Source organism: Streptomyces sp. NPDC001513, from assembly GCF_042894695.1.
Classification (GTDB): domain Bacteria; phylum Actinomycetota; class Actinomycetes; order Streptomycetales; family Streptomycetaceae; genus Streptomyces.
In genome coordinates this window covers 115,015-136,101 of the sequence record NZ_JBIAVU010000017.1, presented here as the reverse complement: position 1 = coordinate 136,101, position 21,087 = coordinate 115,015, and the positions used below count along the sequence as shown (strand labels likewise).

At 73.7% G+C, this 21,087-nt stretch carries 17 protein-coding genes; 14 read left to right on the top strand and 3 right to left on the bottom strand.

Annotated elements, in window-relative coordinates; genetic code table 11:
- Positions 1-20 precede the first annotated feature (20 nt).
- The 8 genes from ACFYZ4_RS32985 to ACFYZ4_RS32950 all read left to right on the top strand — a co-directional run bounded on the left by ACFYZ4_RS32985 (position 21) and on the right by ACFYZ4_RS32950 (position 10,889).
- Positions 21-1,196, top strand: a complete 1,176-nt coding sequence (locus tag ACFYZ4_RS32985; RefSeq protein WP_390785614.1) for a lantibiotic dehydratase C-terminal domain-containing protein — start codon at positions 21-23, stop codon at positions 1,194-1,196.
- Positions 1,193-3,010: a hypothetical protein gene (locus ACFYZ4_RS32980; RefSeq protein WP_390785613.1), complete on the top strand. Its 1,818-nt coding sequence runs from the start codon at positions 1,193-1,195 to the stop codon at positions 3,008-3,010. The genes ACFYZ4_RS32985 and ACFYZ4_RS32980 overlap by 4 nt, the downstream gene beginning before the upstream one ends.
- Positions 3,007-4,944 (top strand): TOMM precursor leader peptide-binding protein, encoded by a 1,938-nt coding sequence (locus tag ACFYZ4_RS32975; RefSeq protein ID WP_390785612.1) that lies wholly within the window; start codon positions 3,007-3,009, stop codon positions 4,942-4,944. The genes ACFYZ4_RS32980 and ACFYZ4_RS32975 overlap by 4 nt, the downstream gene beginning before the upstream one ends.
- A gap of 53 nt (positions 4,945-4,997) precedes the next feature.
- Entirely contained in the window at positions 4,998-6,737 is a 1,740-nt protein-coding gene (locus ACFYZ4_RS32970) for a thiopeptide-type bacteriocin biosynthesis protein (protein WP_390785611.1), read from the top strand.
- 181 nt (positions 6,738-6,918) lie between these two features.
- Complete coding sequence (locus tag ACFYZ4_RS32965) at positions 6,919-7,293, top strand: hypothetical protein (RefSeq protein WP_351288594.1); 375 nt, start codon at positions 6,919-6,921, stop codon at positions 7,291-7,293.
- Positions 7,294-7,481: 188 nt separating this feature from the next.
- A complete protein-coding gene (locus tag ACFYZ4_RS32960; RefSeq protein WP_351288596.1) occupies positions 7,482-7,841 on the top strand; it encodes a metalloregulator ArsR/SmtB family transcription factor in 360 nt (119 codons plus the stop codon).
- Positions 7,842-8,032: 191 nt separating this feature from the next.
- The gene (locus tag ACFYZ4_RS32955) at positions 8,033-9,730 is read left to right on the top strand and encodes a PKD domain-containing protein (protein WP_390785610.1); all 1,698 of its coding nucleotides are present in this window, start codon (positions 8,033-8,035) and stop codon (positions 9,728-9,730) included.
- Positions 9,731-9,917: 187 nt separating this feature from the next.
- A complete protein-coding gene (locus tag ACFYZ4_RS32950) occupies positions 9,918-10,889 on the top strand; it encodes an NHL repeat-containing protein (protein ID WP_351288600.1) in 972 nt (323 codons plus the stop codon).
- A gap of 22 nt (positions 10,890-10,911) precedes the next feature.
- On the opposite strand, the gene ACFYZ4_RS32945 is transcribed toward ACFYZ4_RS32950, so the two are convergent.
- Positions 10,912-11,883, bottom strand: coding sequence for a PP2C family protein-serine/threonine phosphatase (locus ACFYZ4_RS32945; RefSeq protein ID WP_351288633.1), 972 nt, complete (start codon positions 11,881-11,883; stop codon positions 10,912-10,914).
- A gap of 311 nt (positions 11,884-12,194) precedes the next feature.
- Here ACFYZ4_RS32945 and ACFYZ4_RS32940 point away from each other — a divergent pair, with 311 nt between their 5' ends.
- The 6 genes from ACFYZ4_RS32940 to ACFYZ4_RS32915 all read left to right on the top strand — a co-directional run bounded on the left by ACFYZ4_RS32940 (position 12,195) and on the right by ACFYZ4_RS32915 (position 18,174).
- Positions 12,195-12,758, top strand: coding sequence for a TIGR03086 family metal-binding protein (locus ACFYZ4_RS32940; protein ID WP_351288602.1), 564 nt, complete (start codon positions 12,195-12,197; stop codon positions 12,756-12,758).
- Positions 12,759-12,859: 101 nt separating this feature from the next.
- Positions 12,860-13,504: a dihydrofolate reductase family protein gene (locus ACFYZ4_RS32935; protein WP_351288604.1), complete on the top strand. Its 645-nt coding sequence runs from the start codon at positions 12,860-12,862 to the stop codon at positions 13,502-13,504.
- A 264-nt stretch (positions 13,505-13,768) separates the two neighbouring features.
- Positions 13,769-15,124 (top strand): NADP-specific glutamate dehydrogenase, encoded by a 1,356-nt coding sequence (gene gdhA, locus ACFYZ4_RS32930; protein ID WP_390785609.1) that lies wholly within the window; start codon positions 13,769-13,771, stop codon positions 15,122-15,124.
- Between the two features lie 81 nt (positions 15,125-15,205).
- The gene (locus ACFYZ4_RS32925) at positions 15,206-15,586 is read left to right on the top strand and encodes a hypothetical protein (protein WP_390785608.1); all 381 of its coding nucleotides are present in this window, start codon (positions 15,206-15,208) and stop codon (positions 15,584-15,586) included.
- 86 nt (positions 15,587-15,672) lie between these two features.
- Positions 15,673-16,212, top strand: a complete 540-nt coding sequence (locus ACFYZ4_RS32920; protein ID WP_390785607.1) for a hypothetical protein — start codon at positions 15,673-15,675, stop codon at positions 16,210-16,212.
- A 243-nt stretch (positions 16,213-16,455) separates the two neighbouring features.
- Positions 16,456-18,174, top strand: a complete 1,719-nt coding sequence (locus ACFYZ4_RS32915; protein WP_390785650.1) for a BCCT family transporter — start codon at positions 16,456-16,458, stop codon at positions 18,172-18,174.
- Between the two features lie 240 nt (positions 18,175-18,414).
- On the opposite strand, the gene ACFYZ4_RS32910 is transcribed toward ACFYZ4_RS32915, so the two are convergent.
- Together ACFYZ4_RS32910 and ACFYZ4_RS32905 are read right to left on the bottom strand one after the other, a co-directional pair.
- Positions 18,415-19,365, bottom strand: a complete 951-nt coding sequence (locus ACFYZ4_RS32910) for an ABC transporter substrate-binding protein (RefSeq protein ID WP_390785606.1) — start codon at positions 19,363-19,365, stop codon at positions 18,415-18,417.
- Positions 19,366-19,503: 138 nt separating this feature from the next.
- On the bottom strand, positions 19,504-21,015 hold the full coding sequence (locus ACFYZ4_RS32905; protein ID WP_390785605.1) for an aminotransferase class I/II-fold pyridoxal phosphate-dependent enzyme: 1,512 nt from the start codon (positions 21,013-21,015) through the stop codon (positions 19,504-19,506).
- Between the last annotated feature and the right edge of the window lie 72 nt (positions 21,016-21,087).

The window sequence follows — 21,087 nt, the reverse complement described above, 5'->3', positions numbered from 1 at the left end:
AGGAGAGGAGCCTGCCGGACATGCCGTCCCCCGACCCCGAAACCCCCGCCGGAGACGACCCGCGCGACAGCGGCGCCCTCGACGTCGTCGCGTACCACCACCACCCGGTCAAGGCCCCGCTGCTGCGCGAGGTGATGCTGCCGCTCGCCGCTGCCGCCGCCGCGGACGGCACCGCCGCCCACGTGGAGCGGCACTGGCTGCACGGCCCGCACCTGCGACTGCGCCTGCAGGGCACCGACCCCGCCCACGTCGCCGACACCGCCGCCACCGCGGCCGGACGCATCCGCGCCTGGATGCACGCACACCCCTCGCACAGCGACCTCACCGAAGCCCAACTCCTGGAACGGGCCGCCGAGGCCGGGCGCGCCGAACTCATCGCCCCGCCCTACGGGCCGGTCCGCCCCGACAACACGGTCCGGATCGAGCCCGTCGACCGGTCCTCCGTACGGGGCCTGCTCGGAGCGGACGGGACCCGCCTGCGGGAGGACCTGCTGCGGTCCGGCCTGGACGCCCTGCGGGCCGGCGCCGGCTTCCTCGGCCGGCACGGCGACACCGACCGGGCCCGGCTCCGCCTCGCGGTGACCGCCCTCGCGGCCCACGTCTGCGCCCACCCCGGCGGCCTGACGGGCGGGCACTGGTCCTACGTCTCCCACCTGGAGGACTTCCTGCTCCACGACGACCCGGACGGAAGGCTGCGCGCCACCTTCGAACGGCACGGGGAACAGGCCGGGGACACCGTGACCGCCCTCGTCGGACGGATCGCCGACGGGCGCGCGGACGACTGGGAACAGGCCTGGGCCGGTTTCTCGCAGGGCGCCTGGCGGCTCACGCAGCAGCGCCACGACGCCGGCGCCGACCTGCACGGAGACCCCCTCGCCTACCGGGTCCGGGCCGCCGCCACCGGCGACGCCGCCGCCCACGAGCGCTGGAACCAGGACATCCGCACCCGCTACAGCGAGTTCCACCGACTGCTGCGCCGCGCCGACCCCGAGGGCGCGATGTGGAGCCGCCCCGACTACCTCGTCCACCGGGCCTGCACGAACGCCCTGTACCGGCTGCTGGCCGTCTGCGACGTCCGCCCGCTGGAGCGCTACCTCGCCGCGCACCTGGTCGTCCGCGCCGTGCCCGCCCTGACCGGATGCGACTGGCGCACCGAGATCGGCGCCGTCATCGACGCGGTGGAGGCACGGACATGACCGGAGCGAACGGCAGCGCGAACAACGGCGCGGACACGGGAACGGGCGGCGAGCGGCTGCGCCCCGGCACCGCCGTCACCCCGCTGCGCGCCGGACTGCACCTGCGGGGGCGGCGCGGCAGCGTCACCCTGGAGGGCAGCACCGCCGTTCCGGTGGTGTGGGGCCTGCTGGAGGAACCCCTGCGCTCCGGCCGCCTCGCGGAGTTCCGGGAGGACCTGGAGCCGGGCTCGGCCGTCCGCGTCGCCGTCGACACCCTCGTCGGCCAACTCGCCGACCACGACCTCCTCGTCCCCGGACCACCCGCCGCCGGGACCCCGGACACCACCGGCGGCGCCGTGGACCCGGCCGTCGCGCGGTGGATCGACGCCACGGCCGGGCACCCCGCCGACGCGGCCGCCGCCCTCGCCACCGCCCGCGCCGAGGTCCTGGCCCGCGACCCGGCCGCTCCGCCCGCCGCAGCCGCCGTACGGGCACTGGAGGCCTGCGGCCTGCCCGTCACCCGCACCCCCGACCCGGAGCTGCCCGGGGACCGGGTCCTGCTGACCGTCCGCGCCGCCGGCCGGGACCGGGCGGTCGCGGCCGGCCTGGGCGGCGCCACCGGATACGCGACCGCCCCCGGCAGCGCCGCCCAGGCGCGCGCCGACGCCGCGGCCCTGGAAGCCCGGCTCGCCGCCGCCGCGGGCACCGGTGAGCCGCAATCCCCTGAGCTCACGGGCGCGTTCGCCGCGCTGCTGGCCGGCGCCGCCGCGCACCGGCTGCTGTGCGCGGCCGCCGGACTGCCCGACCCGGCCGCCGAGGCAGCGGACCCGCGGCTGATCCCCGGGATCCCCGCCGTCCTCCTCGCCGACACCCGCCCCGCGCGCGCCGACCACCACAGCTGGCTCGGCCCCGAGCGGATCGACGCGGACCGCCGCGTCCGCCTCGCGCCCCCGGCCGGGCTCGGCGAGGCGCTGCGGCGGATCACCGCCCTCGGGGAGCACCGCTGCGGACCCCTGCCCGGACCGCTGGCGGGGGAGCTGCCCCAACTCCCGGTGCCCCTCGCCACCTGCACGCTCCCCGGCCCCGCCACCGCGAACGCCGCAACGCCCCGCACCCTGACCGGCGGCGGGCCCCGCCTCGACCTGGCCCGGCTGGAACTGTTCTGCCGGGCCGCCGAACTGCTCCTCGGCGACGGCGAGTTCACCGTCGGGGCCGACCCGGTCCACGCCCGCGGCCGCGCCCTGCGCCACGCCGCCGCCCGCCGCCTCGCCGCCGCCGTCCCGGACGGCCGCACCGCGGTGGACCCGGCCCGATGGTCCGGTCACCCGCAGCTGCGCCACTGGTGGACGACGCTGACCGACCGGCTCGCCGTCGCCGCGCGCCTGGAGGTGCACCGGGCGGCCCCCGGCGCGCAGGCGTACCGGGCCGTGGTCCGCCGCACCCCGGCGGGGCCGGGCAACGGACCGGGCCCGGTGCTCGGCGAGGCCGTCGAGGCGACGCCCGGCGACGCCGCGTCCTTCGCCGCGCTGGCCGCCGTCACCGCCGCCGCCTGCATCGCCGCGGCCGGACCGTCCGCCGGCCCGCCCCGGCCCTCCGGCGGCGCCGTCGCCCCGCTGGCGACGGCCGGTGCGCGCACCGCCGCCTGGGAAGACCTCGGCTGGACCGGCGGCTGGCTCGCCGACCTGGCCGCGCGCGAGGAAGCCTTCCAGAACACCCTGCACCGGCTCTCCGGAGCCGGCCCCGCCGCCCTCACCCCGGCCGCCGCCCCCGAACCCGCCGGCCTGCTGCGCTCCTTCGGCTTCACCGTGCTGCGCACCGCCGAGGAGACCCGATGACCGCCCCCGCCCCCGCCCCCGCCCGGGCCGCCGTCCCTGTCCCCGTACCGGTACTGGACGCCGCCGCCGCGCTGGCGGCCACCACCGGCCGGGCCGCGGTCCTGCTGACCCACTGGACGCTCGGCCTCGCCGAGGAACTGAGCCGCCACGCCCTGCGCCGGCCCGTGACCCTGGTCCCGGTGCGCTTCGACGGGGCGCTCACCGTGGTCGGGCCGGTGCTCCGGCCGGGCGCCGCGGCCTGCCTCGTCTGCACCGAGTACCAGCGACTGGCGACCGCGGGCGGCCGGGTCCCGTGGCAGAGCCCGAAGCTGACCCTGGCCGGAGTGCCCTCACCGGCCCTGACCCCGGCCGCCCTGGCCCTCGTACGGGAACTCCTCGACCACCCGGACCCGCACTCGAACCCCGGGGACCCGCACCCGGACTCGGACTCGGCCGTCGTCCACGTCGTCCACCAGGGCCGCGGCACCTGGTCCACCCACCACGTCCGCCCGATCGGCGGCTGCGACGTGTGCCGCCCGCTGCCGTCCGACGCACAGACCCCCCTCAGCCCCCCGCCCGACAGGCCGCGCCCGATGCCCGACCCGGCCGTCCTGCGCGGCCCCAACCCCCGTACGACCGGCGCCGCACTGCGGGCCGCCCTGTACGACGAGCGGTTCGGGCCGGTGCGGCTGCTGCGCCGCTCCGAGGACTCGGCGTTCAGCCTCACCAGCGCGATCGTCACCGACGGCCGGTCCGTCGACGACGGCGGCCACGGCCGGGCCCGCACCTTCGCCGACAGCGAGCGCATCGCCCTCTTCGAGGCCGTCGAACGGTACGCGGGCATGCGCCCGACCGGCCGCCGCACCGACCTGTGGGCCTCCTTCGCCGCACTGGGCCCCGACCAGGCCCTGGACCCCGAACGGCTCGGCCTGCCCGACCCCGCCCACCACGGCCACCCCGGCTCACCCACCGTCCCCTACACCCCGGACCTGCCGCTCCACTGGGTACGCGGCTGGTCCCTCACCCACCGCCGGCCGACCGCGGTCCCCGAACACGTCGCGTACTGGGACGTGCCCGGCCCGGACCGGACGCGCGTCGTGTACGAGTCCTCCAACGGCTGCGGCCTCGGCAACAGCCCCGAAGAAGCCGCCCTGTACGGGCTGTTCGAGGTCGCGGAACGCGACGCCTTCCTCATGGCCTGGTACGCGGCCACCCCGCTGCGCCGCGTCCGCCTGCCGGCCGACGACACCGACACCCTGCTGCTCGCGGACCGGGCGGCGGCCGCCGGCTACCGGCTGCTCCTCCTGGACGCGACCAACGACTTCGCCGTCCCGGCCGTCCTGGCGGTCTGCCGTTACGAGGGCGACCGTCCGGACGCGCCGCGGATGTTCCTCGCGGCCGGCGCCCACCACGATCCGCGCGCCGCGATCCGCTCGGCCGTCGCCGAGGTCGTCACCAACGTCCTGGAGGCACCGCACCGTTCCTTCGCCGAGGGAGGGCCGCGCGACCCCGAGCGGCTGCGGCCCATGCTGGAGCGCCCGGAACTCGTGCTCACCCTCGACGACCACGTCGGGCTGAGCACCCTGCCCGAGGCTGCCCCCCGCCTGGAGTTCCTCTTCGCCGACACCCCCACCGTGCCGGTCGCCGAGGCCTGGCCCGGTGCCCCCGCCCCGGTGCCCGACCTCTCGGACCTCCTGACGCGGACCGTCGAGCGGCTGGCCCGCGCCGGACTGGAGGTGATCACCGTCGACCAGAGCGAGCCGGGGCTGCGCGAGCGGTTCGGCCTGCACTGCGTCAAGGCCGTCGTCCCCGGCGCCCTGCCGATGACCTTCGGGCACGTCAACCGGCGCACCCTCGGCCTGCCCCGGCTGCTGGAGGTGCCCCACCGCCTGGGCCGCACCACCCGGCCCGGGCGCCACGGCCAACTGCCCCTGCACCCGCACCCCTTCCCCTGACCCGACCCGCCCGACCTGCCCCGACCGACCTGCGACGACGAGGACCGGACGACGTGACGACGACAGACACCGACACGGGCACCACCACCGCCACCGACACGGGCACCTGGCAGAGCCACCACCTGTTCCTGCACTCCACCACCGAGGACACCGACCGCTTCCTGGTCCGGGACGCCGCCCCGCTCCTCGACGGCCTCGTCGCCGCCGGCGAGGCCGCCGACTGGTTCTTCATCCGCTACGGGGAGGACGGCCCCCACCTGCGGATCCGGGTCCGCGCCACCGCACCGCTGCCCGAACTCCCCGGCCTGCTGGCCCGGGAGGCGCGCCGGGTGCCCGCCGTGCCCGGCCCCTGGCCCTCCCTCCACGGCGAGGCCCGCGCCGTCCCCTACGTACCCGAAACCCGGCGCTACGGCGGACCGCGTGCGCTGCCCGTCGCCGAGGCGCTCTTCGGCGCCTCCACCCGCACCGCCCTCGACGTACTGCGGGCGCTGCCCGCCGCCGGCACGGCCGCGTCCCGGCTCACCGCGGCCGCGGACCTCGCCCACACCACCGCGTACGCGCTCGGCATGGACCGGCTCGCCGCCACACGCTGGCTGCGCGCGCACGCGGCCGGCTGGCGCTGGGTCACCGAGGTGCCGCTGCTGCCCGGCGCCGCCGTCCACACCCGGGTCAACACCGTCCACGCGGCGCAGCGCACCGCCCTCGGCGGGCGCGCCGCGGACCTGCGCGAGCGCCTCCGGGCGGGCACGGCGGCGCCCTGGCAGGCGCGCTGGGCCGAACGGGTCCGCGAAGCCGACGCGGCTCTCGACGGCCTGGGGGAGCGGACCCGGGCCGGGGTCTGGGGCTCGCAACTGCACATGCTGTTCAACCGGCTGGGCGTCAGCCCCGACGAGGAACGCGCCGTGTGCCGCCTCGCCGCGCGCACCCTGCTGGAGACCGACGACGCACCGGCCGGGTTCTTCCCGCCGGGCCACACCGCCCCCGACGTGCAGTACCTGGAGCGCAGCAAGTTCCAGATCGGCCGCGGCGAGGACTCGGCACTGCGCCCGTACGCCCCAACCGACGACGACGACGGCGACGACGACCGCCCGGCCGCGGCCGCAGCCATGGCCGTGGCCGCCGAAGTCCCGCTCCCCGCCGATCCGTTGCCCGAGGTGTCCCTGGGCGCCGTCCTCGCCGCCCGCTCCTCGCTCCGCGGCGCCCTCACCGGCCCCCTCGACGCCGGCACCCTCGGCGCGCTGCTGTGGCACTCCCTCGCCGAGAGCGGCCGCAGCGAGCAGCGCCTCGCCGACGGCACGACCCGTACCCTGACCCACCGCCCCCACCCCAGCGCGGGCGCCCTCCACACGGCACGCGTGCGCCTGCTCGTCCTCGACGTGGCCGGGCTCCCCGCCGGCACCTACGACTGCGTCCCCGAGCGCCGGACCCTGCGCCGCATCGGCCCGGTGGCACCGCTCGAGGACATCACCGCCCTGTCGACCTACCTCTCGCGCCCGTCGACCGACCCGGACTGGATCGGCGTCGCACAGGCACCGGTACTCCTCGCCCTCTACGCCGACCTCGGCCTGCTGCGCCGCCGCTACGGGCTGCGCGCCCTGCGCCTGGCCCTGCTGGAGACCGGCCACCTGGCCCAGACCCTGCTGCTCACGGCGACGGCGCTCGGCCTGGGCGGGACCCCGCTGGGCGGTTTCCACGACGACCTGGCCCACGAACTCCTCGGCCTCAACGACCCGGACCAGCCCCTCCAGTACCTCCTGCCCCTCGGCCGCCGCCCGCACCCAAGCGACGGCTGACCACCCCGGCCGGCGGCGCCGGTCGGACCCGACCGGCCTTCGCACGGCGGGCGATCGTTTCCCGCCGAATATCGGATCTTCCCCGCCCTCCCGGTGGCCAGTCGGTAGCGTCGGCCGTCACCACCCGGCCGGAGCAGTCGAAGCCGGCCGGGGCCGTCAAGAACCGAGGGAGCGAGTACTGATGGTGAGTGTCGAGACGTCTCTGAAGGAAGCGATGACCTCGATCGAGGGGAGCGTGGGGGCCGCACTGGTCGACTACACGAGCGGCATGGCCCTCGGAACGCTGGGCGGAGGCAAGGACCTCGATCTCACGGTGGCCGCGGCCGGGAACACCGATGTGATCCGGGCCAAGCTCCGCACCATGGAGATGCTGGGCATCGAGGAGGACATCGAGGACGTGCTGATCACCCTCGGCAGCCAGTACCACCTCATCCGGCTGATCAAGGGCCGCGGCGGCAACGGCCTGTTCCTCTACATCGTCCTGGACAAGGGCAGGGCGAACCTGGCCATGGCCAGGCACCAGCTCAAGCGCATCGAGGCGGAACTGGAGATGTAACCGTCGCCTGCTTCCCGGCTCCGCATGCCCACGAGTTGAAAGAGTCTTCAACTCGGCACATCTGAATGTGATCAGCGACGGGTGGACCGGAGCCAGGGGGCGGGAGGATGGATCGAGCCGGGCACCGAGGATCCGGCAGGTCCGGCCGCCAGCTCGTGAAAGTCGAACCCGGGTGGGAGTGTTGTCGCATGCAGGTGCCGCTGTACCAGGCCAAGGCGGAGTTCTTCCGCATGCTCGGGCACCCCGTCCGCATCCGCGTACTGGAACTGCTCCAGAACGGCCCCGTACCCGTACGCGAACTGCTGAACGAGATCGAGATCGAACCGTCCAACCTCTCCCAGCAGCTCGCGGTACTGCGCCGGTCCGGCATCGTGGTCTCGATACGGGACGGCTCCACCGTCAGCTACGCCCTCGCCGGCGGCGACGTCGCGGAACTCCTGCGGGCCGCACGGCGCATCCTCACCGAACTGCTGGCCGGGCAGAGCGAGTTGCTCGCCGAACTCCGGCACGCCGACACCTCGGTGCACGCGGGTCCGCCCGGGCTGTGACCGCCCACCCCGCGGGCCGCCGGCGCGGCGGCCTCCTGTCGATCACAAACCGCACAGCCGGTAAAGCCTTGGCCCCTATGGAGTGAATCCCGCCAGGATTCCGTGACCCTTGGCCGGAACCTTACATACGTTGGCCCCTCTTCTCGCTCATCACCACAACTGGGGGGCCGGTGCGCAACCACCGACTCGTAATGACCGCTGCCCTCGTGGCAGCCGGTCTCGGCATCATCCCGGGCACCGCGCAGGCGGCGGATCCCGTACCCGTCGCGGCCGGCGTGGCCGAGGCGATAGCCAAGGCAGCCACCTCCGAGGGCTTCCACAGCCCGGCCGACCGCACGATCCGTACCACCCTGCCCGGCGCCGCCGCGGCGAACGGCAAGGCGAACGCCAAGACCGCCGCACCGCAGAGCGCCCCGAGTACGCAGGCCGCAGTGGCCGCGGCGGACGCGGGCGCCAACCCGGCTCTCGCGGTCGACGTCAGCGGCACCAGCTACACCGCGCACGGCATCGAGCTCACCACCCTGATCACCAGCGCCGACTTCGCGCTCGGCGTCGTCATCGACTGGGGCGACGGGAAGACCGACACGGTCACCGCCCAGGGCACCACCGAGCTGCACCACTCGCACACGTACGACAAGTCCGGCGAGTACCAGGTGAAGGTGACGGTGACCGACACCGCCAACGCCGTCCAGGCCACCAACGGGGGCGCCTTCCTCACCCCCGGCTCGGACTTCACCCCGCACACCCCGACCCGGCTCCTCGACACCCGCGACGGCACCGGCGCACCCGCCGCGGCCAAGGTCCCCGGACAGGGCTCCGCCCGGGTGAAGATCGCCGGCAACGCGGCCGTCCCGGCCGGCGTCACCGCGGTCGCCCTCAACGTCACCGTCACCGAGACCGTCGACAGCGGGTACGTGACCGCCTGGCCCGGCGCCGGCTACGACCGCCCCGGCACCTCGAACCTGAACTACACGGCCGGCCGCTCCGTCCCGAACCTGGTGATCGTGCCGGTCGGCGAGGACGGGTACGTGGAGCTCTACAACGGCGGCCCGCAGCCGGTCGACCTGATCGCCGACGTCACCGGCTACTTCACCCGGGCCTCGGCCGGCGGCTACACCTCGATGACACCCGCCCGGTTCGTGGACACCCGCGAGGGCCTCGGCGCCCCCGGCGGCAAGCTCGCCGCGCGCAGCGCGTTCACCACCCGGATCGGCGGCCTGCAGGGCGTACCCCAGGGCATCACCGCCGTGGCGCTCAACGTCACGGTGACCGAACCCCAGGGGCCGGGCCACCTGACCGCCTTCTCCGGCAACGGGCCGGTCCCCACGGCGTCGAACCTGAACTTCGTGCCCGGCCAGACGGTGGCCAACGCGGTGATCGTGCCGGTGGCCGCGGACGGGACGATCAAGGTGTTCAACGGGTCCTGGATGCCGTCCCACGTGGTGGTCGACGTCGTCGGCTACTACAGCAAGGACAGCAAGGCCGCCTTCCTGCCCTTCACCCCCTTCCGGACGCTCGACACCCGCGAGGAGGCCTACGGCTGGCCCGGCGGCCGGTTCCGGGCCCGCGAGTACATCACGCAGGGGTTCACGCCCGAGGCCGCGACGGGTGTCGAGGCCTACGTGCTGAACACCACCGTCACCGAGACCGGCGGCACCGGATACCTCTCGGTGGCACCGAGCCCGAACCCGCTGCCGGCGGAAGGCACACCCGCCGCGCCCACCGCGCCGCGCCCCGGCTCCTCCACCCTGAACTGGACGGCCGGCGAGACCGTCCCGAACCTGGTGCAGGCGAGCGACGGCGACCACGGCGTCATCACCTTCTGGAACCAGGGCTACCAGGACGCCGACCTGGTGCTCGACGTCTTCGGCGTCTACCAGTCGAAGTGATGCCCGCGGGGTGGCCCGTACACGCGGGCCACCCCGACCGGTGAACGTGACGGGCACCGGCGCATTGGAGTGGCCCCCGCTGTTGTTGATGGCGTGGCTCCGGACCGGCCCGCGGCCGCCGCCTAGGGTCGACGCAACCGGGCCGGCACGACCGACGGCCAGCCCTCGCCGAAGAGGTGGGTGCAACGTGGAACGCGTCCCGGCCGACTCACACGGACAGGAACCGCCAGCACCCGCCCGCCGGATCCGCCGCCCGCTGACCCGCGGCCTCGCCGCCGTCACGGGACTGCTGCTCCTGTGCGCACTGCCCGCGCACGCGGCGGGCGCCACCCCGCCCCACGACACCCGCCCGCAGACCGCCCGCCCGCACACCTCCCCGCCGCTGTACGTGTCCGACTACGGCAACAACCGCGTGGTCACCCTGCCCGACGGCGGCGGCCCGAGCCCCCTGCCCCTGGACGGCCTGGTACGCCCGACGGGCCTGGCCTTCGACCGTACGGGCAGCCTCTACGTCGCCGACACGGGCAACAACCGCGTGGTGCGGCTGCTCCCGGACGGAGGCGGCCAGTCCACCGTCCCCACCGACGGCCTCTCGCGCCCCCTGGGCCTGGCCGTCGACCCCGTCGGCGACCTCTACATCGCCGACAGCTTCAACGACCGCGTGGTGAAGGTGCCCGCCGACGGCACCGGCCAGACCACCGTCCCCACCACCGGCCTGCTGCACCCCTGGGGCCTGGCCCTGGAACCCGACGGAGACCTCTACGTCTCCGACTTCGTCAACGACCGCGTGGTGAAGGTGCCGGCCGACGGCACCGGCCAGACCACCGTCCCCACCACCGGCCTCTCACAGCCCACCGGACTGGCCCTCAGCGCCACGGGAGACCTCTACGTCTCCGACAGCGGCAACAACCGCGTGGTGCGGATCGCCGCCGGCACCGGCACCCAGACCACCGTCCCCACCACCGGCCTGAGCAGCCCGCTCGGCCTCGCGGTCGACCACCGCGCCACCCTCTACGTGGCCGACGGCTTCAACAACCGCGTCCTGCGCGTCCGCCCCGACGGCACCCAGAGCACCCTGGACTCCACCGGCCTCAACACCCCCACCGGACTGGCCCTGACCCCGCGCACCCGCACCCCACAGGCCGCCCCGGCGCGGTGACCGCGCACCGGGACCGTGCCCCTCAGGGATCACACAGGCGTACGGCAAGGGCGGCGATGTCGTCGTCGAGGCGCCCTCTGCTGTAGCGCAGGAGGTCCCCGTGAAGAGCCGTGAGCAGCTCGCGGGGCGGCGTCGGGGGCTGCCGGCCCATCCACGCCGCCAGCGGGAAGAACTCGCCGTCGCGGGCGCGGGCCTCGGCGATCCCGTCGGTATAGAGGAGCAGCAGGTCCCCGGGGGCGAAATCGAAGGTGTCGACGGTGTAGTGATCGCCGATCAGCTCCGCGAGGCTCAGCAGCGGCGAGGGGGTGTCGGACTCCAGGACACGGAGTTTCCCGCGGTTCAGGAGCAGTGGAGGGGGGTGCCCACAGTTGAGGATGTGGAGACGACCGCCCTCGCGCGGGATCTCGACGAGCAGGGCCGTGGCGAAGCGCTCCAGCGGCCCGTCGGGGGCGAAGGCGGCGTTGTAGCGGGTACTGCTGGCGTCCAGCCTGCGCGCGACGTCGACCATGTCGACCTCGCCGTAGGCCGCCTCCCGGAAGGCGTTGACGATCGCCGCGGCCGCCCCCACCGCCGGCAGGCCCTTGCCCCGTACGTCACCGATGAGCAGCCGCACCCCGAACGGTGTGTCGACCACCTCGTAGAAGTCCCCGCCGATCCGGGCCTCCGCCGCGGCCGCGAGGTACAGCGACTCGATCTCGACGTTCCCGAGGCGGTGCGGCATGGGGCTCAGCACCACCTGCTGCGCCGCGTCGGCGACGAGCCGTACCTGGAAGAGGGTGCGCTCCCGCTGGAGCCGGACGTGGCTTCCGTACGCGGCGGCCACGGTGACCGCGATGATCCCCGAGGCCGTCCACCACGTGCCCAGGTCGGGGAAGAGGAAGCCGAGGCCGATCATCAGGAAGAGGCAGACCGTCCCGAGCAGGACGGTGGGCAGGACCGGCCACATGGCGGCGGCCAGGGCCGGCGCCGCGGGCAGGAGCCTGCTGAAGGCCATCTCCCGCGGAGTGGCATAGGCCAGGCTGGCGATCACGACGGTCAGAATGACCGGCGACAGCCGTACAAGCCACCCCCGGCCGTAGCGCCGACGCAGCCGCGGCCGTCCAGACTCGATCACACTTCCCAGAATATGTGCGCAAAGGGGGCACAGCGCTCTGGCGGACGGAGCCGGCCGCCTGCCCCGCTCCGCGGCCGGGCGTCGTACCTCGCCGATCCCGCACTCCATTGCGGACCGAAACTGTCCGCAAGCAGGGTCACTCTGGAGTGGTCCGGACGTCCTGCCCGGACTTCCCGAGGAGAGGCGCAACCGTGTCCCACATCGTGCTGCTGGAAAAGGCCCTGAACCACACCACCGGGCTCCTGGAGACCCTCACCCCCGACCAGTACGGCCGGCCCACCCCGTGCGAGGACTTCGACGTGCGGGCCCTGGCCGACCACCTCGTGGCGGGCAACCCGTACTACGTCACCCTGGCCCAAGGCGGCGCCCCGGACTTCTCCCTCTTCGCCCAGGACCGGATCGGCGACCGGCACCCCGGCGAGGTGTACGCGCAGGGTGCCAAGGAGGTCCTGGCCGCCTGGCAGGGCGCGGGAGCCCTGGACCGGCGGATGCCGCTGCCCGGCGGCGGCCTGGGCCCGCGGATCGCGGATCTCCACCTCCTGGAGGCCGTCCTGCACGGCTGGGACCTGGCCACCGCCACCGGCCAGGACCGAACCGGTGACCCCGACGCCGTCGAGGCCGCCCTGCAGGGCTGGTACGGGAACCACCCCGACGAGATCCGCGCCGGGACGGCAATGTTCGGCCCGTCCCGGCCCGCCCCCGACGACGCACCGGCCCTCGACCGGCTCGCCGCCTACTTCGGCCGGACGGTCTGACCCTCCGAGCGGGTGAAACCGGGGCCCGCCGCGGCGATGAGTACGCGGGCCACCGCCGGTCTATCCCTTGACGGAGACGACCGACGCACCGGGAGCACACCATGGGCCTCATCGAAATCGAGCTGTTCGCGACCCTCGACCTCGTCGGGCAGGCACCCGGCGGCCCAGACGAGGACCCGGCCGGGTTCCCGTTCGGCGGCTGGCAGGCACCCCTGCTGGACGAGGTCGCCGGGGCGCAGGTCGGCGCCGCGTACGAGGGCACGGACGCCCTCCTGCTCGGCCGGCGCACGTACGACATCTTCGCCGCCTACTGGCCCCACCAGAAGGGCGGCGAGGACGGCGAGATCGCCGCGCTCTTCAACAGCGTCCCGAAGTACGTGGCCTCCCGCGGCACGCCCGACCTCCCGTGGGCCGGATCCACCCGGCTCGGCCCGGACCTCGCCGCCGCGGTGCGCGAGATCCGCGACCGGCACGCACACGTGAAGGTCGTCGGGAGCCTGGACCTCGTGCAGACCCTCCTGCGCGAGAAGCTCTTCGACCGTCTCGACCTCTGGGTGCACCCGATCGTGCTCGGCGTCGGGAAGAAGGTGTTCGACGGCGGCGCGGTGCCCACCAGCCTCACGCTCCTCGCACCCCCGGCGGCCGGCCCGAAGGGCACCGTCTACCTGCGCTACGGGCTCGCCGACGGCATCCCCGCCACGGGGGACATGAGCGCACCCGACCGCGGCGTCACAAGCGACGACTGAGCGACGACTGACCGACGCCTGAGTGCTCACGGCAGCCTGCACGGGCACCCGCGCCGGGGGGACGTTTTTGTCCGCGGGACAGAAGCTTTCCCCAGAGCAGCGCCGTGCGCGATAGCCTCCGGACAGGGGCCGTCTTCCGGAAAAACTTTTCCGAAAGTGCGCGTTCGGGGCGTGCTGCACCCGAAATCGACCGGAACTCACGGCCCTGTGGGCATCATGCACCTGCCGTCGTCCGCGCACCGCGCACTCCCTGGAGGGACACACGTGAAGGACCCGAAGGACAGGCTGGAAGCACTGCGGGCCGAGATCGAGCGCCGCAACCCCGCACAGCCCGAGTTCCACCAGGCGGTACGGGAGGTCCTCGAGACCCTGGCCCCCGTCTTCACCGCCCGGCCCGAGTACGCCGACCCGGCCGTGGCCCTGGTCGAGCGGCTCACCGAGCCCGAGCGGCAGATCCTCTTCCGTGTCCCGTGGCAGGACGACCGCGGCCGGGTCCACGTCAACCGCGGCTACCGCGTCGAGTTCAACAGCGCGCTCGGCCCGTACAAGGGCGGCCTGCGCTTCCACCCGTCCGTGGACATCGGCGTGGTGAAGTTCCTCGGCTTCGAGCAGATCTTCAAGAACGCGCTGACCGGCCTCGGGATCGGCGGCGGCAAGGGCGGCAGCGACTTCGACCCGCACGGCAGGTCGGACGCCGAGGTCATGCGGTTCTGCCAGTCCTTCATGACCGAGCTGCACCGCCACATCGGCGAGCACACCGACGTGCCCGCCGGCGACATCGGTGTCGGCGGCCGCGAGATCGGCTACCTCTTCGGCCAGTACCGGCGCATCACCAACCGCTGGGAGGCCGGCGTCCTGACCGGCAAGGGCCAGGGCTGGGGCGGCTCCGCGATCCGCCCCCAGGCCACCGGCTACGGCAGCGTCCTGTTCGCCGCCGAAATGCTGCACGTCCGCGGCGCGTCCCTGGACGGCCTGACCGCGGTGGTCTCCGGCTCCGGAAACGTCGCCCTCTACACGATCGAGAAGCTCCAGCAGCTCGGCGCGAACCCGCTGACCTGCTCCGACTCCCAGGGCTACGTCGTCGACGACAAGGGCATCGACCTCCCGCTGCTCCAGCAGATCAAGGAAGTCGAGCGCGGCCGCGTCAGCGAGTACGCGGAGCGGCGCGGGTCCTCGGCACGCTACGTGCCCGGCGGCCGCGTCTGGGAGGTCCCCGCGGACGTGGCCTTCCCCTCCGCGACACAGAACGAACTCGACGCCCAGGACGCCCGCACGCTCGTCGCGAACGGCGTCAAGGCGGTCTCCGAGGGCGCCAACATGCCCACCACCCCCGAGGCCGTACGGATCCTGCAGGACGCCGGAGTCGCGTTCGGGCCCGGCAAGGCCGCCAACGCGGGCGGGGTCGCGGTCAGCGCCCTCGAGATGAGCCAGAACGCCGGCCGGGTGGCCTGGAGCGCGCAGCGGGTGGAGGACGAGCTCGCCGCCATCATGCACTCCATCCACGCCGTCGCCCACGAGACCGCCGAACGGTACGGAGCCCCGGGCGACTACGTCACCGGCGCGAACATCGCCGGCTTCGAGCGGGTCGCGGACGCGATGCTGGCGCAGGGCGTCATCTGACCCGACGACACGCCACCCGCCGTGCTGCCGCACCCGGCGGCAGCACGTGCGGAGAACCGCTCGCGTGACACACTGAATCCCGTGACCAAACCGCACGCGTCGGCGAACCCGTGGTGCCACAAGGACAGGTCCGCCCTCTCCCTCTGGTCCAAGGACTCGATCCTGTCCATCGGGTCGGTGGGTTCCGTGCTGTCGATCGGATCCGTCGGCTCGGTGCTGTCGGTCGGCTCGGTGGGCTCGGCCCTCTCCGCCGCTTCCATCGGCTCCTCCCTCTCCCTGCTCTCCGCCGGCTCCTGGCTCAGCACCGGCTCGGTGCTCTCCGCACAGTCCAGCTGGTCGGTGCTCTCCTGGCGCTCACGCGACGGATTCATGACGGCGGGCATCCTCACCGCGGCCACCGCCACCGCCACCGCCACCGCAGCCCTCGCCCTGCACGCCCTGCATCGCCGGGGCCGGGCGTAGGCCTGCGTACCCGCTCCCGGACGCTTCCCGATCTTGTACCGACCCCTCGGGTAGGGTGACGCCACAGTTCACAGGGGGAGCGAAAGATGAAGTGGCAAGCGCTGAGAGCAGCCGCCGTGTTGGGCATGTCGGGGCTGCTCGTCACGGGATGCAGCGACTCCGGAGGCGCGAAGCCCTCGGACCGCCCCCCGGCCGCCTCCGCTGCCTCCTCCTCCGCGCCGTCGGCGGAGCCGGTCTCGGTGAAGGCGGAGGCCGCCGAGAAGGTGAAGCTCGCCGTCGAGAAGCGCATCTCGGCGGATGAACGGAAGTTCGGTTCGGGCGTGAACTCCCCCTGCTCGACGTCCTCGCCCCGGATGTTCACCGCACCGTGCAAGGCAGCAGCCGACGCCACATCCGACGCCGCCGGCCTGGCCCTGACCGAGATCGACGGACGGCAGGGATTCGCGACGCTCGATTCCGTCGCCCGCAAACTCCAAGCCGCGGTCCGCACCTACCAAACCCTGGGCTGCGCCACCGAGCCGACGGCAGCGGACACCCGCACGGCGTGCCTGGAGCCGGCCGCCGTCATCGCACAGGGGTTCACGGACCTGCGCGACGGGGCCAACGCGGGCCTGGCCGGAAGATAACCCCGACAGCTCACCCCGACAGCTCACCCCGACAGCTCACCCTGGCAGCGACACGGGAACCGCAGGCGCCGCTCCTCGACACCCGTGCGGCCCATCGCCCGCACAGGGCCACCCGAACGACGCCTGTTGATGCCGGGACAGGCGTGCACGCCGTGGTACGGGATATCCGAAGCCATCGGCCGTGATCGCGAAAGGGTGACGCCTGTGTCCCAGGAGCAACGTAAACGCAGGCAGAGGCTGCGGCTGCCGGTGAAGGCGGCTCTGCCCGGCGGCCACCCCCACGAGGACAAGGCACCCGTCACCGACAAGGTGGTCTTCGGCGTGACGGCCGTGCTGACCCTGGGCTTCGTGATCTGGGGCGTGACGGCCACCAGCTCGCTGGAGAGCGTCTCCGACACCTTGCTGAACGGCCTGATGCACAACGGCGGCTGGGCGTTCGTCCTGGCCGCCTCGGGGTTCGTCGTCTTCGCGCTCTGGCTCGCCATCAGCCGGTACGGACGCATCGAACTGGGACAGGAGCACGAGAAGCCGGAGTTCAGCACCGTCTCCTGGGTCGCCATGATGTTCAGCGCCGGCATGGGCATCGGCCTGATGTTCTACGGCGTCAGCGAACCCCTCGCGCACTTCACCACCCCGCCGCCCGGCACCGACCCCGCCGACTCGGCCGACGCCATGCAGACGGCGCTCGCCACCACGCTCTTCCACTGGACGCTGCACCCGTGGGCCATCTACGCCGTGGTCGGCCTGGCCATCGCGTACAGCACCTTCCGGCGCCGCAGGCGGCAGACCATCAGCGCCGTCTTCGTCCCGCTCCTCGGCAAGAAGCGCGCCGAAGGCGCACCCGGCCGGGTGATCGACATCCTGGCGATCTTCGCCACGCTGTTCGGCTCCGCGACGTCCCTGGGACTCGGCGCGCTCCAGATCGGCAGCGGCATGCAAGAGGTGGGCTGGCTGGGCAAGGCCGGGACGGGGCTGCTCGTCGCCATCATCGGGGTGCTGACCGTCTGCTTCGTCTTCTCCGCCGTCTCCGGCGTGGAGAAGGGCATCCAGTGGCTCTCCAACATCAACATGGTGCTGGCCCTCATCCTCGCGGCCTTCGTGTTCGTCGTCGGCCCCACCATCCTGGTCCTCGACCTGATCCCCACCTCCCTCGCCGCCTACTTCGAGGAGCTGCCCCAGCTGGTCGGCCGCACCGAGGCGTCCACCGGCGGCGGTGACGTCGCCGACTGGCTGAGCAGCTGGACGGTCTTCTACTGGGCCTGGTGGATCTCCTGGACGCCGTTCGTCGGCATGTTCATCGCCCGCATCAGCCGGGGCCGTACGATCCGTCAGTTCGTCGGCGGCGTCATCCTGGTGCCCAGCACCGTGAGCCTGGTCTGGTTCGCCATCTTCGGCGGTACGGCCATGCGCCTGAAGGAGCAGGGACACCTCGGCGGCGCGACCACGCCCGAGGCGCAGCTGTTCGGCGTGCTCCAGGAGTTCCCGATCGCCGGCGTGATGAGCCTGCTCGTGATGGTCCTGGTCGGCATCTTCTTCGTCTCCGGCGCCGACGCGGCGTCGATCGTGATGGGCACCCTCTCCCAGAGGGGCACCTTCGAACCGGCCCGGTTCATCGTCGTCTTCTGGGGTGTGGTGACCGGTGGCGTGGCGGCCGTGATGCTGCTCGTCGGCGAGGGCAAGGGCGACGCCCTCGCGGGCCTGCAACACCTGACGATCCTCGTCGCGGCCCCGTTCGTCCTGGTGATGATCGGCATGTGCTGGGCCCTCCTGCGGGACCTCCGCCAGGACCCGCTGATCGTCCGCACCGAACTCGCCGAGGAGGCGGTGGAGGAAGCCGTGATCGCGGGCCACGAGAAGTACGCCGGCGCGTTCGAGATCCGCATCGGCCCGTCCCAGGACGACCCCCCCGGCAAACCGACGAACGACCGCGAAAACCCGGCCCCCCCACCCCCCACCCCCTGACGACCCCCAGGGGTTCAGTCGGCGCGCTTCCCCGTCACCTCCAGCAGCTGCGGGTCGGCACAGTTGCAGGCCGCCACCCGCGCCGGTCCGGGCGCACCGACGGGCGGCAGCTCGATCCAGGACCCTACGTCGCGCGCAGGGGAAAGGCCGAAAGGGGCACGGACCGCTCTGTCCGTGCCCCCTTCCCCGTTCACAGCACCCTGCAGCCGGGCGGCGGAGCTGGTTCCCGGACCGGTGGGGTCAGGAGCCGGCGTTGACGCTCGCCGAGGCGATCGCGCCGGTGCCCGCGCCCCACTTGTCGAGTGCCTTCCGGTACGAACCGTCGGCGATGCAGGCCGCCAGTGCCGCCTTGAGCGCCTCGCGCAGTTCGGGGTTGTCCTTGGCCACGGCGATCCCGAAGGGCCCCGCCTCGATCTGGTCGCCGACGACCTCGAAGACGTTTCCGCCGTCGGCCTTGAGGGCCAGGTAGGCGGCCACGGGGTAGTCGTTGATCCCGGCGACGGCGCCGCCCGCCTTGACGCGCGTCTGCGCCTCGGCGTCGGTCGGGAAGGACTCGATCGCAAGCGCCGGCTTCCCGGCGGCCTCGCACTCCTTCGACCGGGCCTTGGCCACCTCCTCGAAGGTGGTGCCCCGCTGTACGGCGGTCCTCTTCCCGCAGAGATCGGCGAGGGAGCCGATCTGCTGGGGGTTGCCCTTCCGGACGTACACGACGGAGCCCGCGACGAAGTAGTCCACGAAGTCGACGCCGTTGCCGGTCTTCTGCCCCTTGTCGTCCAGACCCTGCTGGCGGGCCAGGGTGTCGGTCATCGACGACATCACGACGTCCTGCCGCCCGGAGTTGAGAGAGGTGACGAGGCTGTCGAAGGTGCCGCTGGTGAAGACGAACCTCACGCCCAGGTGTCTGCCGAGCGCTTCGGCGACGTCCGGGTCGACACCGACGATCTTTCCGTTCTCGACGAACTCCATCGGGGCATACGTGGCGTCCGTGCCGACCTTGATGACACCGGCTGCCCGGATGTCCGCGGGCAGCTGGGCGAACAGGGGAGCGTCGCTCTTCGCGGCGCCGGCTCCGTCGGCGCCGGGGCTGCGGCCCGCCTCGGTCTGGTCGCCGCAGGCACCCAGCAGCAGGGCGGCGGTGGTTGCGGCGAGGACGGCGGCGAGCGTCCGTCGGGTCGTGGTGCGTGCGGCCATGGCTGTGCTCTCTCTCGGGGACGGTGTGCGGGGAAAAAGGGCGCGGGGAAAGGCGCGCGGGAAAGGGGCGCGCGGGAAAGGGGCGCGCGGGAAAGCGGGCGCGGGGCGCCGGGCCGAACGCCGGACCGGCCCGGTGTGTCAGGCGACGACGCGCAGGCGCGTCACGCCCGGGTCGAGCGCGCCCCGGACGTGGCCGTTCGGCGCGGTCGCGGTCCGCTGGAGGAACCGGACGACCTCGGCGGTGACGACCTCGCCCGGCAGGACGTTGGGGATCCCCGGCGGGTACGCGGCCAGCGTGTCCGCCGAGATCAGCCCGACGGCCTCCTCCGCGGCCACGACCCGGGCGGGCGCCAGGAACGCCTCGCGGGCGGTGAGTTTCGTGGGACCGGGGTCCGGCAGCCGCAGCATGCCCCGGGCGACGCCCGCCGAGCCGGTCAGCGGGGCGGGCAGGGTGTGCAGCGCTTCGACGAACCTGTCGGTGTCGGGGGCGGACCCAGCACCGATCACGGCGACGATCGCCGCGTCGGTCGCCACCTCGACCATGATCTGGTGGTCCCGGAAGAGCCGTCGCCTGGCTTCGTGGCCCGTGATCCCGCCGGCGCGGGTGTCGATCGCGATCCGCAGCGGATCGGCGCCGACGATGTCCGGGAAGGCGCGGAACCCGTCGCTCACCACCGTGAAGCGGCCCAGCGCGCGGACGACGCCCCGCACCGTGTCCGCGGCCCCGACGGAGCGGCCCGTCGCGTCCGCACCGGTGACCAGAGCCCTGCGGGCGAGATCCAGCGACGCCGTCAGCAGGGCACTCGCACTGGTGGACTGCACGAGCCGGAACGCCCGGTCCACCAGCGGCTCGAGCCGGTCCGCGAAGGGACCCTCCGCCAGGTGGAGCATCGCCGACTGCGTCAGGCTGCCCGCCAGCTTGTGCGTACTGGAGGTCGCCAGGTCCGCGCCCAGGGACAGCGCACGCGCGGGAAGCCCGGGATGGAAACCGAAGTGCGCTCCCCACGCCTCGTCGACGATCAACGGGACTCCCGCGGCATGGGCGGCGTCCGCGATGGCGCGCACGTCGGCGACTGCCCCGAAGTAGCTCGGGGAGACGATGTACACGGCGGCCGCGTCCGGCGTCCGCTCGAGCGCCGCCGCCACGTCCGCGGCGGTCACCCCGTGGGCGATGCCCTGCCCGGGGTCGACGGACGGCTGGACGAAGACGGCGTCCATGCCCGACAGCACCAGCCCGTCGATCACGCTGGAGTGCACACTGCGCTGCACGACGAGCGTGCGCCCCAGCGCGGGGGCGACCATCGAGGCGATCTGATTGCCCTGCGAGGCGCCGTTCGTCAGGAACCACGTGCGCCGCGCGCCCCAGGCCTCGGCCGCCAGCTCCAGGGCCCGGTCCAGCGGAGTGTCCGGGCCGAGGTCGATGCCGTCGAGCAGCGGCGGGAAGTCCAGGGCCGTGATCCGCGGCCCGAAGAAACCGGCGAGGTCCGAGCCGGGGGCCGCGGCGTGGCCGGGGACGTTCAGCCTCAGCCAGTCCCGTCCGGCATGGGCCAGCACCGCCTCGGCGTACGGGGCACACAGCTGGCCTGCGCCGGGACCGGGACCGGGACCGGTGGGGGAGGGGGAGCGCTGATCGGTGGTTCTCGTGTTCACCCGGGGAGCGTGACAGCCCGCGAGTCATCGAAGAAGAGTGGAGTTTTCGTTGCCCCTCCATAGGATGTCTAT

What these genes read in the sequence shown, in the direction of transcription:
- ACFYZ4_RS32985 (WP_390785614.1), top strand. Translation starts at nt 21, where the DNA reads ATGCCGTCCCCCGACCCCGAAACCCCCGCCGGAGACGACCCGCGCGAC.
- ACFYZ4_RS32980 (WP_390785613.1), top strand. Translation starts at nt 1,193, where the DNA reads ATGACCGGAGCGAACGGCAGCGCGAACAACGGCGCGGACACGGGAACG.
- ACFYZ4_RS32975 (WP_390785612.1), top strand. Translation starts at nt 3,007, where the DNA reads ATGACCGCCCCCGCCCCCGCCCCCGCCCGGGCCGCCGTCCCTGTCCCC.
- ACFYZ4_RS32965 (WP_351288594.1), top strand. Translation starts at nt 6,919, where the DNA reads ATGGTGAGTGTCGAGACGTCTCTGAAGGAAGCGATGACCTCGATCGAG.
- ACFYZ4_RS32960 (WP_351288596.1), top strand. Translation starts at nt 7,482, where the DNA reads ATGCAGGTGCCGCTGTACCAGGCCAAGGCGGAGTTCTTCCGCATGCTC.
- ACFYZ4_RS32955 (WP_390785610.1), top strand. Translation starts at nt 8,033, where the DNA reads ATGACCGCTGCCCTCGTGGCAGCCGGTCTCGGCATCATCCCGGGCACC.
- ACFYZ4_RS32945 (WP_351288633.1), bottom strand. Translation starts at nt 11,883, where the DNA reads ATGGCCTTCAGCAGGCTCCTGCCCGCGGCGCCGGCCCTGGCCGCCGCC.
- ACFYZ4_RS32935 (WP_351288604.1), top strand. Translation starts at nt 12,860, where the DNA reads ATGGGCCTCATCGAAATCGAGCTGTTCGCGACCCTCGACCTCGTCGGG.
- ACFYZ4_RS32920 (WP_390785607.1), top strand. Translation starts at nt 15,673, where the DNA reads ATGAAGTGGCAAGCGCTGAGAGCAGCCGCCGTGTTGGGCATGTCGGGG.
- ACFYZ4_RS32910 (WP_390785606.1), bottom strand. Translation starts at nt 19,365, where the DNA reads ATGGCCGCACGCACCACGACCCGACGGACGCTCGCCGCCGTCCTCGCC.